15 protein-coding genes are annotated in these 14,661 nt (G+C 60.4%); 6 read left to right on the forward strand and 9 right to left on the reverse strand.

Features of this window, described 5'->3' with window-relative positions; translation table 11 throughout:
- Positions 1–14: 14 nt before the first annotated feature.
- Together arcA and arcD (BFL40_RS13055) are read right to left on the reverse strand one after the other, a co-directional pair.
- Positions 15–1,271 carry an arginine deiminase gene (gene arcA, locus BFL40_RS13050; protein WP_071484379.1) on the reverse strand — a complete coding sequence of 419 codons (1,257 nt, stop codon included), beginning with the start codon at positions 1,269–1,271 and terminating at the stop codon, positions 15–17.
- A gap of 33 nt (positions 1,272–1,304) precedes the next feature.
- Positions 1,305–2,732: an arginine-ornithine antiporter gene (arcD, locus tag BFL40_RS13055; RefSeq protein ID WP_071484380.1), complete on the reverse strand. Its 1,428-nt coding sequence runs from the start codon at positions 2,730–2,732 to the stop codon at positions 1,305–1,307.
- Positions 2,733–3,179: 447 nt separating this feature from the next.
- Between arcD (BFL40_RS13055) and arcD (BFL40_RS13060) the strand changes: the two genes are divergently transcribed.
- Positions 3,180–4,607, forward strand: coding sequence for an arginine-ornithine antiporter (gene arcD, locus BFL40_RS13060; RefSeq protein ID WP_071484381.1), 1,428 nt, complete (start codon positions 3,180–3,182; stop codon positions 4,605–4,607).
- Entirely contained in the window at positions 4,604–5,467 is an 864-nt protein-coding gene (locus BFL40_RS13065; protein WP_071484382.1) for a DNA-3-methyladenine glycosylase family protein, read from the forward strand. The genes arcD (BFL40_RS13060) and BFL40_RS13065 overlap by 4 nt, the downstream gene beginning before the upstream one ends.
- 115 nt (positions 5,468–5,582) lie before the next feature.
- Here the strand turns inward: BFL40_RS13065 and BFL40_RS13070 are convergent, their stop codons facing one another.
- From BFL40_RS13070 to BFL40_RS13100, 7 genes are all read right to left on the reverse strand, one after another.
- Positions 5,583–6,932 carry a CoA transferase gene (locus tag BFL40_RS13070; RefSeq protein ID WP_071484383.1) on the reverse strand — a complete coding sequence of 450 codons (1,350 nt, stop codon included), beginning with the start codon at positions 6,930–6,932 and terminating at the stop codon, positions 5,583–5,585.
- Positions 6,933–6,972: 40 nt separating this feature from the next.
- Entirely contained in the window at positions 6,973–8,316 is a 1,344-nt protein-coding gene (locus BFL40_RS13075) for a sensor histidine kinase (protein WP_071484384.1), read from the reverse strand.
- A 67-nt stretch (positions 8,317–8,383) separates the two neighbouring features.
- Positions 8,384–8,848, reverse strand: a complete 465-nt coding sequence (locus tag BFL40_RS13080; RefSeq protein WP_071484385.1) for an LTXXQ domain protein — start codon at positions 8,846–8,848, stop codon at positions 8,384–8,386.
- 175 nt (positions 8,849–9,023) lie between these two features.
- Entirely contained in the window at positions 9,024–9,701 is a 678-nt protein-coding gene (locus BFL40_RS13085) for a response regulator transcription factor (protein ID WP_071484386.1), read from the reverse strand.
- A gap of 7 nt (positions 9,702–9,708) precedes the next feature.
- Entirely contained in the window at positions 9,709–10,116 is a 408-nt protein-coding gene (locus BFL40_RS13090; protein WP_071484387.1) for an SH3 domain-containing protein, read from the reverse strand.
- A gap of 106 nt (positions 10,117–10,222) precedes the next feature.
- Positions 10,223–10,522, reverse strand: coding sequence for a YciI family protein (locus BFL40_RS13095; RefSeq protein ID WP_015885584.1), 300 nt, complete (start codon positions 10,520–10,522; stop codon positions 10,223–10,225).
- A 1-nt stretch (position 10,523) separates the two neighbouring features.
- Positions 10,524–11,120 carry a septation protein A gene (locus tag BFL40_RS13100; RefSeq protein ID WP_071484388.1) on the reverse strand — a complete coding sequence of 199 codons (597 nt, stop codon included), beginning with the start codon at positions 11,118–11,120 and terminating at the stop codon, positions 10,524–10,526.
- 87 nt (positions 11,121–11,207) lie between these two features.
- On the opposite strand from BFL40_RS13100, the gene BFL40_RS13105 reads away from it, so the two are divergent.
- Genes BFL40_RS13105 through scpB form a run of 4 tightly spaced genes read left to right on the forward strand, consistent with a single transcriptional unit; the run spans position 11,208 to position 14,484 of the window.
- Complete coding sequence (locus BFL40_RS13105; protein ID WP_071484389.1) at positions 11,208–12,071, forward strand: PHP domain-containing protein; 864 nt, start codon at positions 11,208–11,210, stop codon at positions 12,069–12,071.
- A 13-nt stretch (positions 12,072–12,084) separates the two neighbouring features.
- The gene (locus BFL40_RS13110) at positions 12,085–12,714 is read left to right on the forward strand and encodes an L-threonylcarbamoyladenylate synthase (RefSeq protein WP_016973230.1); all 630 of its coding nucleotides are present in this window, start codon (positions 12,085–12,087) and stop codon (positions 12,712–12,714) included.
- Positions 12,715–13,533 carry a segregation and condensation protein A gene (locus tag BFL40_RS13115; RefSeq protein WP_071484390.1) on the forward strand — a complete coding sequence of 273 codons (819 nt, stop codon included), beginning with the start codon at positions 12,715–12,717 and terminating at the stop codon, positions 13,531–13,533. It begins immediately after the preceding gene.
- A 12-nt stretch (positions 13,534–13,545) separates the two neighbouring features.
- Complete coding sequence (gene scpB, locus BFL40_RS13120; RefSeq protein WP_071484391.1) at positions 13,546–14,484, forward strand: SMC-Scp complex subunit ScpB; 939 nt, start codon at positions 13,546–13,548, stop codon at positions 14,482–14,484.
- The last annotated feature ends 177 nt before the right edge of the window (positions 14,485–14,661 follow it).

Below are 14,661 nucleotides of genomic sequence, written 5' to 3' on the forward strand. Positions count from 1 at the left end.
CCAAGGCCTGAAAATTAATAGTCGATAGGGTCGCGAATGATCGGGCAGGTCATGCAGTGGCCGCCGCCCCGGCCCCGGCCGAGTTCACCGGCGCTGATGGTGATGACTTCCACACCGGCCTTGCGCAGCAGGGTGTTGGTGTAGGTGTTGCGGTCGTAACCAATGACCACGCCTGGCTCCACGGCCACCACGTTGTTGCCGTCGTCCCACTGTTCGCGTTCGGCGGCGAAGGCATTGCCGCCGGTTTCTACTACGCGCAGGGCCTTGAGGTTGAGTGCCGCGGCCACGGTGTCGAGGAAGTTGGTTTTCTCCCGTTGGATATCGATACCGTGCGGTTTGCTCTCGTCAGGACGCAGGGTGAACGCGACGATCTGGTTGACCACTTCGGGGAAGATGGTCACCAGGTCGCGATCGCAGAAGCTGAATACGGTATCCAGGTGCATCGCCGCGCGGGATTTCGGCAGGCCGGCAACGATCACGCGTTCCACCGCCTTGTTCTTGAACAGGTTGCGCGCCAGTTGGCCGATAGCCTGGTGGGACGAGCGTTCGCCCATGCCGATCAAGACCACGCCGTTGCCAATCGGCATCACGTCACCGCCTTCCAGCGTGGAGGCACCGTGCTCCTGGTCGGGGTCGCCGTACCAGATCTGGAAGTCCGCGTTGGTGAACTCGGGGTGGAATTTGTAAATGGCGCTGGCCAACAGGGTTTCCTGACGTCGCGCCGGCCAGTACATCGGGTTCAGCGTCACGCCGCCGTAGATCCAGCAGGTGGTATCACGGGTGAACTGGGTGTTGGGCAGCGGTGGCAGGATGAAGCTTGAGTGGCCGAGGAAGTCGCGGAACATCTCGATGGTCTTGCCACCGAAGCTGCTTGGCAGGTCATCGGCCGACACGCCACCGATCAGGAACTCGGCGATCTTGCGTGGCTCCAGGCTGCGCAGCCACGAGCCGACTTCATTGACCAAGCCCAGGCCAACCGTATTGGCGGTGATCTTGCGCTCCAGGATCCAGTCCAGCGCTTCGGGGTTGGCGACGATATCGGTCAGTAGGTTGTGCATTTCCAGCACATCGATGTCGCGCTCGCGCATCTTGGTCACGAAGTCGAAATGGTCGCGCTTGGCCTGGGCCACCCACAGCACGTCATCGAACAGCAGCTCATCGCAGTTATTGGGGGTCAGCCGCTGGTGGGCCAAGCCTGGGGAGCACACCATGACTTTGCGCAGTTTGCCGGCTTCGGAATGTACGCCGTACTTCACTTTTTCCGTGGTCATTACAGATCCTCCAGTGAACAAATCCATCTTGGGTTACAGAGTCAGGAAGCCCGAATAGAGGCCATAGCCCGCCACGAGGGCGCCTATGACGACTGCGGCGAAAATCAGCTTCTCGACGTTGGTGAAAATCGGTTTGCCCAGCTCACGCTTGGCCATGGCGAACAGGATCACGCCGGGGGCGTAGAGCAGGGCGGAGAGCAGCAGGTATTTGGTGCCGCCGGCGTAAAGCAGCCACACCGCGTAGATCAATGCGATGGCGCCGATGAACAGGTCTTTCTTGCGCTCGCGCAGGGCGTTTTCGTAGGTCTCGCCGCGCACCGCCAGCAGCAGCGCGTAGGCCGCCGACCACAGGTAAGGCACCAGGATCATCGAGGTGGCGAGGTAGATCAGCGAGAGGTAAGTGCTGGCGGAAAACAGCGTGATCACCAGGAAAATCTGCACCATCGCGTTGGTCAGCCACAGGGCATTGGCCGGCACATGGTTGGCGTTTTCGCGGCGCAAAAACTCCGGCATGGTGTGGTCCTTGGCGGCGGCGAACATGATCTCCGCACACAGCAACACCCACGACAGCAGTGCCCCCAGCAAGGAAATGATCAAGCCAACGCTGATCAGCACCGCACCCCAGTGGCCCACCACATGCTCCAGCACGGCGGCCATCGACGGGTTCTGCAGCTTGGCCAGTTCCGGTTGGGTCATGATGCCCAGGGACAGCACGTTCACCAGCATCAGGAACAGCAGCACGGTGATAAAGCCGATCACGGTGGCTTTACCGACGTCGGAGCGTTTTTCCGCACGGGACGAAAAGATGCTCGCGCCTTCGATGCCGATGAACACCCACACGGTGACCAGCATCATGTTGCGCACCTGGTTCATCACGCTGCCCAGGTCCGGGTTTTTCACGCCCCAGATGTCAGCGGTGAAGATGTCCAGCTTGAACGCGAACAATGCGATCAATACGAACAGCACCAGCGGCACCACCTTGGCGACGGTGGTCACCAGGTTGATGAAGGCTGCTTCCTTGATCCCGCGCAGCACCAGAAAATGCACGGCCCACAGCAACACCGAGGCACCGATCACCGCAGCGGGTGTGTTGCCTTCGCCGAAGATGGGAAAGAAGTATCCGAGGGTGCTGAACAGCAACACGAAGTAACCGACGTTGCCTAGCCAGGCACTGATCCAGTAGCCCCAGGCCGATGAGAAACCCATGTAGTCGCCGAAACCGGCCTTGGCGTAGGCGTACACCCCGCCGTCGAGGTCGGGCTTGCGGTTGGCCAGGGTCTGGAATACGAACGCGAGGGTCAACATGCCGATGGCGGTAATCACCCAACCGATCAACACCGCACCCACATCGGCGCTGGCGGCCATGTTTTGCGGCAGTGAGAAGATCCCGCCGCCAATCATTGAGCCCACGACAAGTGCAACCAGTGCACCTAATCGAAGTTTTCCGGGAGTTTCAGACATTGCATGACTCCAATGCAGGAGAAGAGAGACCACAGAATAATTCTGTGCGCTAATCAAACAGCTGACTCAGATCACTTCATTGGCACATTCCATTGTGAATTAATGACTTGGGGTGAAATCCTTTAGGCAATAAAATCGCCCGTAGAGGCGCTTTCCAGAGCGGTCTCTGCGTTATGGTTAATTATTTGGTCAGGGGCATGGACGTTTGAAGTTAGACCGTTTTCCTGAATGTGCAAACTTTTCTAGGACGCGTTGCCAAGTAGTCGACACACGCTGAAGTTCAAGCGGTATTTAAATTCTAAATAAGCCTAAACTTTACAAATTGACATGTCATTAGGTTATGAACGTGTTGGTTTTATCGCCTTCTCTAATAAACGCTACACTCGCTGAGTTAATTAGTTGAGTGCACGGTTGTCAGCTAAAGTCGTTATTTCTTCAGGAGTTTTCATGTCTCAACCGACCCAGAAACTTCGACTTGGCGCCCTGATTGCCTTGGTGGTGGGCTCAATGATCGGTGGCGGGATCTTCTCCCTGCCGCAAAATATGGCCGCGCGCGCCGAGGTGGGTGCGGTGTTGATCGGTTGGGCGATCACCGCCGTCGGCATGCTGACCCTGGCCTTTGTGTTCCAGACCCTTGCCAACCGCAAACCTGAACTGGACTCCGGGGTGTATGCCTACGCCAAGGCCGGTTTCGGCGACTACATGGGCTTTTCATCCGCCTGGGGTTACTGGATCAGTGCATGGATGGGCAACGTGGGTTACTTCGTGTTGCTGTTCAGCACCCTCGGCTATTTTTTTCCGGTATTTGGCCAGGGCAATACGCCGATTGCCATCGGCTGTGCGTCGGTGCTGCTGTGGGCCGTGCATTTTCTGGTGCTGCGCGGGATCAAGGAGGCGACGTTCATCAACCAGATCACCACTGTGGCGAAGGTTGTGCCCTTGCTGATGTTTATCGCGATTGCCGCCGTGGCGTTCAAGGCCGATATCTTTACCCGCGATATCTGGGGCTTGGGTAATCCCAACATCGGCAGCGTGGTAGACCAGGTACGGCACATGATGCTGGTCACGGTGTTTGTGTTTATCGGCATCGAAGGCGCCAGCGTGTATTCGGCGCGGGCCGAGAAGCGCTCGGACGTGGGCCGCGCCACGGTGATTGGATTTATTGGTGTGCTGGCGTTGTTGGTACTGGTGAATGTGCTGTCCCTGGGCGTCATGAGCCAGCCGGACCTCGCGCAATTGCAAAACCCGTCCCTGGCGGGCGTGTTGGAACATATCGTCGGGCCGTGGGGCGCGATGCTGATCAGCATCGGCCTGGCGGTGTCGCTGCTGGGGGCCCTGCTGTCATGGGCGTTGCTGTGCGCCGAAATCCTTTACGCCACGGCCCACGACAAGACCATGCCGGCTTTCCTGAAAAAGGAAAATGCCAACCAGGTACCGGTCAACGCCCTGTGGCTGACCAATGTGATGATCCAGGTGTTCCTGGTGATTACGCTGTTTTCCAAAAGCACCTACACCACTCTGATTTACCTTGCGTCCTCGATGATTCTGGTGCCGTACCTGTGGTCGGCTGCCTACGCGGTGCTGTTGAGCGGGCGCGGCGAAACGTATGAAGGCGCCCACCGCCGACGCATGAAGGACTTGCTGGTGGGCCTGATTGCCCTCGCTTATGCGGTGTGGCTGCTCTACGCCGGGGGCTTGAAGTACCTGCTGCTGTCGGCGTTGCTGTATGCACCGGGTGTGATCCTGTTCGCCCAGGCTAAACGTGAACAAGGCCTGCCCTTGTTCACCTCCATGGAAAAAGGCATTTTCAGTTGCGTGATCGCAGGCGCAGGGCTGGCGGCGTACGGGCTGTATAGCGGGGTGTTGTCGTTGTGAGACTGGCGTATCAGCCGCCCTATGACTGGGCGGCGATGTTGGGCTTTTTATCGATGCGGGCTATCGGTGGGTTGGAAACCGTTGAGGCTGGTGTATATCGGCGCAGCATCAGCGTGGGTGGGCAGCATGGCTGGATCAGTGTTACGCCGGGGGCGGGGAGTTGGTTGGAGGTCGGTGTTGAGTTTCCTGACGCTGCAGCCTTGCCCGAGATTGAGCGGCGTCTGAGGAGCATGTTTGATCTGGACGCTCAGCCTCAACGGATCAACGCGCAGTTAGCGACGGACCCGTTGATGGCGCAACTCGTCGCAGCTCGCCCTGGGTTACGCGTGCCGGGCACCTGGGACGGTCTGGAACTGGCGATTCGTGCGGTGCTTGGCCAGCAAATCACGGTGGTCGCGGCGATCCGCTTGGCGGGCAAATTGGTGGCGCAGTATGGCCAGCCGCTGGAAACCCCTTTTGCTGATATCACCCATGTCTTTCCGACGCCCGAAGTCTTGGCGGCGGCGGATTTGGCGACGTTGGGCATGCCTAAAGCGCGGGGCCGCACCTTGTCCTGTGTCGCCAAGGCGTTGCTGGATGATCCAGATGTGTTTGAACCCAAGGCCAGCCTCAAGGACGGCGTGGCGCGGCTGGTGGCTTTACCGGGGATTGGCGACTGGACGGCGCAGTACATCGCCATGCGCCAGTTGCGCGAGCCGGATGCGTTTGCGTCGGGGGATATCGGGTTGATCAATGCGTTGGCGGCGTTGGAAGGTGGACCGGTTTCGGCGCGTCAGTTGTTGGCGCGGGCCGAGGCTTGGCGGCCGTTGAGGGCTTATGCGGCGCAGCACTTATGGACGTCGCTGAGCCGGGGGGATTGATTGTGCTTGTTATGGCCTCATCGCAGGCAAGCCAGCTCCCACATTTTGACCGAGTACATCCTTTGGAATGCGGTCACCTGTGGGCGCTGGCTTGCCTGCGATAGCGGTAATCAGGTCACCACTGAGGCCGGTGTGATCCCAGCTCCCCAGCCGGTAAATCCCACTGCAATGGCGTCCCGCTGATAGTGACCGGCGCGAGCAACCGATGGGCCTGGCCCCAGGCCGTCTGCTCCACCACCAAACCTTGATCGCTCGCTTCTTCAGCCCGCAACGCCGGTTGCTCCGGAACCTGCCCGGCCTTCACCAATAACTTCGCCGTACGCGCCAATGACAATCGCGCCGAACCGCCGCGCCCGGATTTCAATCGCTCGCTCAAGGCCTGAATCGCACTGGCCGCCATCAAATACCCGGTGGCGTGATCCAGCGCCTGCAACGGCAGCGGCACCGGTTTATCCGACTGTTTCCAGGCCATGCCCGCGTCGGCAATCCCGCTGCTCATTTGCACCAGACTGTCGAAGCCGCGGCGATTGCGCCATGGGCCGCTCCAGCCGTAGGCGTTGAGGCTCACGTCGATCAGGCCAGGGGCAATCGCTCGCAGCTCACTGGCGGTGTAGCCCAAGTGCTCCAAGGCATCGGCGCGGTAACCGTGGAACAGGATGTCGGCCTCTTTGAGTAAGCTTTCGAAAATCTGTCGGCCCTCGGGGCTTTTCAGGTCGAGGCGAGCGCAGCGTTTACCCAGGGTCATCTCCGGCACCACACCCGGTTCGCTCCAGGTGGGTGAGTCAATGCGCAATACATCCGCGCCCAATCCCGCGAGAAAGCGACTGGCCACGGGGCCCGCCAATACGCGGGTCAAGTCCAACACCTTGAGGCCCGCCAGCGGGCGCGCCACCGAGCCGAGCCAAGGTTTGCCGGTGGTGGTTTCGAAAGTCTGGCGCTGTACCAGATCTTCTGCATTCACCGCCAACCCTTGGGGGTGCGTCTGCCAGGCCTGCCACGCACGCATCTGCGCCGCACACCCGCCTTCATCGACAATCGCCTGCTCCAATTGCGCGGCATTCCACGCAGTGACTTTGGCGGCCATCTCGGCACGGTCAACCACCTTGCCCAATACGCGCTCGGCGGCAGCGCGATGATGAGGCGCGTTAGTGTGCAAACGAATCCAGCCATCGGCGCAGGCATAGTCGCCGGCCACCGGGTCCCACAGCGGCGGCATTTGCCAGCCTGCGGGGCGAATCGAGGATGAAAACCAGAAAGAGGCGAGGCGCCGGTCCACGGTGACGCCAGGCAAGCGCCCGGTCTGTTGCTGGATCAACTGCGCGACCGCTTGGCCTGCGGCGCCAACGGTGGCGCAGGCCAGCTCGGTGACGGCGAACGTCGAGGGCAGGGCACCGGCCGAGGTTTTGGTCAGCGGGATGTGCGGTAGATCGAGTGCGGCTTGGATGGGTGTCAGCAGGTCAGTCATCAAAGGCCCTCCGTAAGAGAAGGGCCACTATAGAAGATCATCACACGGGTGTGACAATTCCAGGTTCCAACGGCAGGTCGATGCTGGCGATAAAACCACCTTCAGGGTGGTTGGCCAGAATCAGGCTACCGCCATGGCGTTCGGCGGCGCGACGCGCGATGGCCAGGCCCAGGCCATGGCCTTGGGCAACCTGGCCGGGGGCGCGGTAAAACGGTTCGCCCAATTGGCTCAAGTGTTCGGCGTCAACGCCGGGGCCATGGTCGCGCACGCTGATCAGAATACGCTCGCCCTGGCGTTGGGCCTGCAATTCGATCGGCTGGCCTTGCGGGTTGAAGCGCTGCGCGTTGCGTAACAGGTTATCCACGGCCCGTTCGAGCATGGTCGGCCAGCCCTTGAGGTGTAGCTCGGATTCGGCCGTCAGTTGCACCACCTGGTCCGGCGCGCCAAGTTGGGCGTCCTTTTGCAGGGTTTTGAGCAGTGGGTTGAGGTCCACTTCTTCGGCACTGGCGTTGTCGGCATCCACACGGGCCAATACCAGGATTTCGCTGATCAGCGCTTCCAAACGGTCGCATTCGCGGGTCAGGCGTGGCCAGAATTTTTCCCGCTCTTCGGGGTTGGAACGTTCGGCCAGGGCCAGGGCGATTCGCAGGCGGGCGAGGGGCGAGCGCAGCTCGTGGGACACGTCCCGCAGCAACTGACGCTGGCTACTGATTAGACTTTGCAGGCGCGCGCCCATGCGGTTGAAGTCGGTGGCCAACACGCCGAACTCATCACGCCGATTGGCCAGCTGCGCCAGGCTATTTTGCTGATAAGTGGCCTGGCCCAGATCATGTACCGCGCCACGCAGGCGGCTGAGCGGGCGGGTGATGGACAGCGTCACCAGCAGGCTGAACAGCGTCAACACGACCAGTGCAATCGCCAGTGCACTCAGCGGCCACGCCAGGCTGCTGCGATGCCAGGCGTCCAGTTCCGGATGGGGGATGCGGTAGATCAGCAGGTAGGTGTCGCCGGTTTTTTCACTGGTGTACTCGGCGGTCAGGCGCCGCCAGGGCAGGTGGCCGTCCTTGCTGTCATTTTGCCGAGCTTCAAAGGCCGCGGCACGGCGTGGGAAGGTGCCAGGCACCACCGGCTCGCCGCTTTCGTTCAGCACTTGCACGTCGATGTGGTACTGGCGTTTGCGCTGTTGCAGCAAGTCCTGGGCAGCGTCTTCACCCTGGGCTTCGTAGAGTTGCGTCCATTCTTGCGCCAGGTTGTTGAGGCCGGGGTGGCGGCTGAGAATCCAGGCGTCCTGATTGAGCATGTGCCCAAGCAGGATCGACAACCCGGCAACCAGGGCGATGGCCAGCCAGAAGCTGGCCAGGATACGCCAGAACAATGAACGCACAGGAAATCCTCAAACAGGAAAAGCCCAGTGGTGGGGGCCACTGGGCTGGGGAGGTAAAGCTAGATCATTATTGCGCTTTTTGCGGCTGCTGGGCTTTCCAGGCCTGGAATTCCTTCCACTCGGCGCGGCGCTCAGCTTGTTTCTTGACGATCTCGTCGAATTTCTTCTGTTGATCAGGTTTCAGCACGGCACGGATGTCTGCCTGGGTTTTTTGCTTGCCTGCGGCGATTTCATCCTGCATGGCTTTCTGGTCGGCGGCCGGGAGTTTGTCCAGGTACTTTTTGACCAGGTCTTTGCGAGCGTGCCATTGCTCACCCATCAATTTGCCGATTTGCTGGCGCTGTTCCTTGCTCAGATCCAGCTGGCTGAATGGGCCGCCTTTGCCACGCGGACCGTGTTCACCGCCGTGGCCTGGGCCACCCATCATGTGGCCTTCAGGACCGCCCATCGGGCCTTGGCCATCAGGCATTGCGGCCATGGCAACAGTCGGCAGGGCAGCGGCGAACATCAGGGCGATAAGGGTCTTGCGCATGGTGATTCTCCTGTCTCTATTCCGGTGAGTCCGGATGTGAATAGATTACGGAGATCAAGGTCAGCGGCGGTCAGGTGAGGGTAAAGCTTGGGTAAAGAGGGGTTTGGGGCGAGCTGACAAAACGTTGAAGGCTGATCAGATCAAATCTAGGAGCTGGCTTGCCAGCTCCTACAGGTTAGAGGCTGTAGTAGTAGCCTCGGCTGCGCAATGCCACGATCCGTGGTCGGCCATCCGGGTGTGGGCCGATTTTTTTGCGCAGGTTGCTGACGTGCATGTCCAGGCTGCGATCGTAAAGTGTCAGCTTGCGGCCCAGAGCGATCTGCGCCAGTTCCTGCTTGTCCAGCGGTTCGCCGGGCTGGCGCAGCAAGGCTTCCAGCAGGCGGCTTTCGGACACGGTGAGGGTAAATTCCTGCTCATTGATGCTGACCACGCCGCGCACCGGGCTGAAGCACAGGTCGCCCAGCTCCATTTGTGTCGACACTGCGGCTGGGTGACTGCGGCGCAGTACGGCACGCAGGCGGGCGGTGAGCTCGCGCGGGTCGCAAGGTTTGGCCAGGTAGTCGTCGGCGCCCAGTTCGAGGCCGAGGATACGGTCCAGCGGCTCGCCGCGGGCCGACAACATCAGCACCGGCAACTCCGGGTGGTCGCTGCGCAGTTGCTTGAGCAGCTCCAGGCCACTGCCGTCGGGCAGCATCACGTCGAGCACCACCGCCGCAGGGGCGGCGTCGGCCAAGGCTTTACGCGCGCTCAAGCCGTCGTGGCAGGCACGCACCTGGAAACCTTCCTGGCTTAGCCAACTGGTCAGCAGCTCACAGAGCTCCTGGTCATCATCTATTAGTAACAGCTCGCTCATGACTCACTCAATTTAGCCATTGTCGACGGCGACGGTGCCCACCGCTGGCGAAGATCCCGCTCAGCAAGGCGATCAGTGCGACGGCCCCACCGGTGACAAACCATTGCTGTTGCTCGGTCAGCCACCGGGTCAAGGTACCACCCTGTGTCTCTTTGAGTTGCTGGGCCAAGCGTTGGTTCTCTTGGCGCAAGCGATTTAGTTGGGTGCTTTCGCGGGCAGCATCTGCGGTTTGCAGTTGCTTGCTCAGTTCTTCACGCTGCCGCTCGCTTTCTTTCAAGCGTTGCTGCAGCTCGGTGATCTGGCTGCCGGCACTCAAGGACAGGGGCGTGGAACTGCCGGTGTTCGAGGGTTCTTCAGCGTGGGCCGTAGCCCCGATCGTTAACACTGCCAACAGACACAACTGACGTAAGCGCATCGGAACTCCTGATTCCACACGAATATTCAGAACGTTGTCGGCAGGTTACCGAGAATAATGAGGGATTAGGAGTGCGCCGAACCGAATAGGTTCGACGCAACTTGAGTCAAGGCAGGACTTGCTTGAACGGCTTGATCACAACATCAGCGTAGACGCCTGCCGCCACATACGGATCAGCCTTGGCCCAGGCTTGGGCATCGGCCAGGGAGGCGAACTCTGCGACGATCAGGCTACCGGTGAAACCGGCGTCGCCCGGGTCATTGCTGTCGACCGCCGGGTGCGGGCCCGCCAGCACGATGCGGCCTTCGGCTTGCAGCTGTTTCAGGCGTTCAACGTGGGCCGGGCGAACGCTCAGGCGTTTCTCCAGCGAGTTGGCGACGTCGGTGGCAATGATGGCGTAGAGCATGTCAATCCTCGGTTTTCGGCGTAGTAGGGTCGGTGTCATGCATGTGGCGCGACAGGTAGATGCCTTGAGCGACCAGGAACAGTACGGTCATGCCCAGGCTGCCGAAGACTTTGAAATCGACCCAGTAGTTCTGGAAAGTGAAGGCCACAAACAGGTTGGCGGCACCGCAGAACAGGAAAAACACGATCCAGGCGATGTTCAAGCGTGTCCACACCGGTTCCGGCAGGGTCAGCGCGTGGCCCATGATCCGCTTGATCAGCAGGCGATCACCGATGAAGTGGCTGCCGATAAATGCCAGGGCGAACAGCCAGTTCACTACCGGGGCTTTCCACTTAAGGAAGGTTTCGCTGTGGAAGGCCAGGGTCAGGCTGCCGAAGACCAGGCAGGCGATCAGGGTCAGCCATTGGCTTTTTTCCAGTTTGCGCTGGGAGATGAAGATGGCGCCGTAGACCACGAGGGAGCTGATGATCAACACGGCGGTGGCGCTGTAGATACCCCCAACCGTCAGCTCATGGCCGGCGACGTCGATGACCCTGGGGTCGAGTTTATAAACGATGAAAAACAGCAACAGCGGGATGAAGTCGATGAATTGTTTCACAGTAAGAGCCAGAAGCTGGATGTGGCGGCATAATAACAAACATCCTTGGTAGCGAAAGCGCCAGCTGACTTGAGGTTACACACTCCCGTGAATGTTGATTTGCACTGCCACAGCACGGCCTCCGACGGCGCCCTGGCGCCCGCGGTACTGGTTGCGCGTGCGTTTGAAAAAGGCGTGCGAGTCCTGGCGTTGACCGACCACGACACCCTCGAAGGCCTCGATGAGGCCCGCACAGCGGCCCATGCCCTCGGTATGCAACTGGTCAATGGCGTGGAATTGTCCTGCACCTGGGGCGGCGCGACCATTCATGTGCTGGGTTACGGTTTCGACCAAAAAGCTCTGCCACTGGTGGAGGCCATCGCTAAATTGCACGATGGCCGCTGGTTGCGGTCCGAAGAAATAAGCCGAAAACTCAGCCTTAAAGGTATGCCCAACGCCCTCGACGGCGCCCGCGCCATCCAGCAGGAGTTGGGCGATAGCGGCAATGCACCGGCCCGGCCGCATTTTGCCGATTGGATGGTGCGTGAAGGTTTTGTCAAGGACCGCGCCGAAGCCTTTCGTAAGTGGCTGGGCGCCGGCAAGTTGGGCGACGTCAAGCAACACTGGCCGACCCTGGAAGATACCGTCGAGACCCTGCGGGCTTCCGGGGCCTGGGTCAGCCTGGCGCATCCCTGGCATTACGATTTCACCCGCAGCAAGCGCCGCAAGCTGATTGCCGACTATATTGGAGCGGGCGGGCACGCAATCGAAGTGGTCAACGGGCATCAACCTGCCGAGCAGGTGGGGAGCCTGGCGATTCTTGCCCGCGAATTTGGTCTGCTGGTCAGTGCCGGCAGTGATTTTCATGGCCCAGGCGGCTGGTCCGAGATTGGCGAGTATCGCCAGGTCCCGGAAGACCTGCCGCTTTTGTGGGGGCGATTCAAGCATGACCCCATTACTGCCGCCGTCTGAACAGGTAGAACACGTGAGTCAATTCTTCCAGATTCATCCGGAAAACCCTCAAGCGCGCCTGATCAAACAGGCGGTGGAGATCATCCGCGCCGGCGGGGTGGTGATCTATCCGACTGATTCGTCCTACGCCATCGGTTGCCAGATCGGCGACAAGGGCGCGGTCGAGCGGGTCAGACGCTTGCGCCAGTTGGACGACAAGCACAATTTCGCGCTGATCTGCAGCGACCTGTCCCAACTCGGGCTGTTCGCCAAAGTCGACACTGGCACTTTCCGCCTGCTCAAGGCCCACACGCCGGGGCCGTACACCTTTATTCTCAATGCCACCCGCGAAGTGCCGCGCCTGTTACTGCACCCGAAGAAGCGCACCATCGGCCTGCGCGTGCCGGAGCACCCCATCGCCCTGGCGCTGCTGGCTGAGTTGGGTGAGCCGTTGATGAGCGTGTCGTTGATTTTGCCCGGTGAAACCGAGCCGCTTTACGACCCGTACGAAATGCGCCAATTGCTGGAAAAGCAGGTGGACCTGATCATCGATGGCGGCTACGGCGGCAATAAAGCGTCCACCGTGATCAACCTGGCCGACGGCGAGCCGGAAGTGGTGCGTGTTGGCTGCGGCGACCCGACGCCCTTTATGGTTGAGGCCTGAATGTCGGTCGTGGAAACCGTCGACAGCCAGGCGGGCGCTCAGCAGGAACTGCCATTTGCAATGGTCTATGGCCAGGCCGTGCTGGAAATGCCGCTGGATTTGTACATTCCGCCTGACGCTCTGGAAGTCTTCCTTGAAGCCTTCGAAGGCCCGCTGGACTTGCTGCTGTACCTGATCCGCAAGCAGAACATCAACATCCTCGATATCCCGGTGGCGGAAATCACCCGTCAGTACATGGGCTATGTCGAGTTGATGCAGTCGGTGCGTCTGGAACTGGCTGCCGAGTACCTGGTGATGGCCGCCATGCTCGCCGAGATCAAGTCGCGCATGCTGTTGCCGCGCTCGGAGACGATCGAAGCCGAAGAAGACGACCCGCGCGCCGAATTGATCCGCCGCCTGCAAGAGTACGAACGCTTCAAGGCTGCCGCCGAAGGCATTGACGGCTTGAGCCGCGTCGGTCGGGATGTGGTAGTCCCCAAACTCGACGCCCCGGAAGCCCGGGCGCGCAAGCTGTTGCCGGACGTGAGCCTGGAAGAATTGTTGATGTCCATGGCCGAGGTATTGCGCCGTGGCGACATGTTTGAAAGCCACCAGGTCAGCCGCGAGGCCCTGTCCACCCGCGAGCGCATGAGTGATGTGCTCGAACGCCTCAAGGGCGGCGGGTTTGTGCCGTTTGTCGAGCTGTTTACCAAAGAGGAAGGGCGCCTGGGGGTGGTGGTGACCTTTATGGCGATCTTAGAGCTGGTCAAGGAGTCCTTGGTCGAGCTGGTCCAGAATGAGCCTTTTGCGGCTATCCACGTGCGGGCGCGAGCCGAATAAAGAGCTGAATCGATGAATTTGACTGAACCCCGCGAACTGGCCCCGCTGCTGGAGGCCTTTCTACTGGCCTCGGGTAAACCGCAATCGTTGGAGCGCCTGTTCGAACTTTTCGAAGAGGCCGAGCGCCCGGAGCCGCCGGTGTTCAAGAAGGCGCTGGAGATCCTGCGCAAGTCCTGCGACGGCCGTGCCTTTGAACTGCGCGAAGTGGCGTCGGGTTATCGCCTGCAGATTCGTGAGAAATTTTCCCCGTGGGTCGGCCGTTTGTGGGAAGAGCGCCCGCAGCGTTACTCCCGGGCAATGCTCGAAACCATGGCGCTGATTGCCTATCGCCAGCCGATTACCCGGGGCGAGATCGAGGACGTACGCGGTGTGGCGGTCAACAGCCATATCGTCAAGACCCTGCTGGAGCGCGAGTGGATCCGCATCGTCGGCTACCGCGACGTGCCGGGTAAACCGGCGATGTTCGCCACCACCAAAGTGTTCCTCGACCACTTCAACCTGAAAAACCTCGACGACCTGCCGCCGCTTGCTGAACTGCGCGAGATGGAGCCGGACCCTGTGCTGGACTTTGACGATGCGCCGGTGCCCGCCAGCTTGCAGGAACTGGCTGACGCCAGTGCCGAGCCGGAAGAGCCGAAGGACGAAACCAGTTTCCACACCTTGCTGCTGGAACTGGACGATATGGAGCAGGGCATCAAGACCGATTTTGACGATTTGCTGCGCGATGGCGCCGTTGAGCCTGAAAGCCAGGTGAATGATGAGCCTGAGCCTGAAGTCGAGACGGAGCCTGAGCCGGAACCCGAGGAAGACATCCTCGGCGTTGCTGAAGCTCGCGAGAAACTCCTGGCTGCCGTCGCCGCCCTTGAACAACCACCACTGAGCGACGAAGAGGCCGAAGCCCGCGCACTGGCCGAAGCCATCGAAAACGAGCGCCGCCAGTTCGAAGATTGACGCCGAACCCCTGTGGGCGCTGAGCAGCGATTGCTGGCCCTGGGCACCACCGGTCGGCGGAAAAATTAATGACTTGGTGCTTATCGACTAGTCTCTGATGCGCAACGTGCGCTATGCGCGTATGATTCGCGACCCTTTGGCGACGTATTCGCCCAAAGCCCCGCTTTCAACACTCCT

Source organism: Pseudomonas costantinii, from assembly GCF_001870435.1.
In the GTDB taxonomy this organism is placed as follows: Bacteria; Pseudomonadota; Gammaproteobacteria; order Pseudomonadales; family Pseudomonadaceae; genus Aquipseudomonas; species Aquipseudomonas costantinii.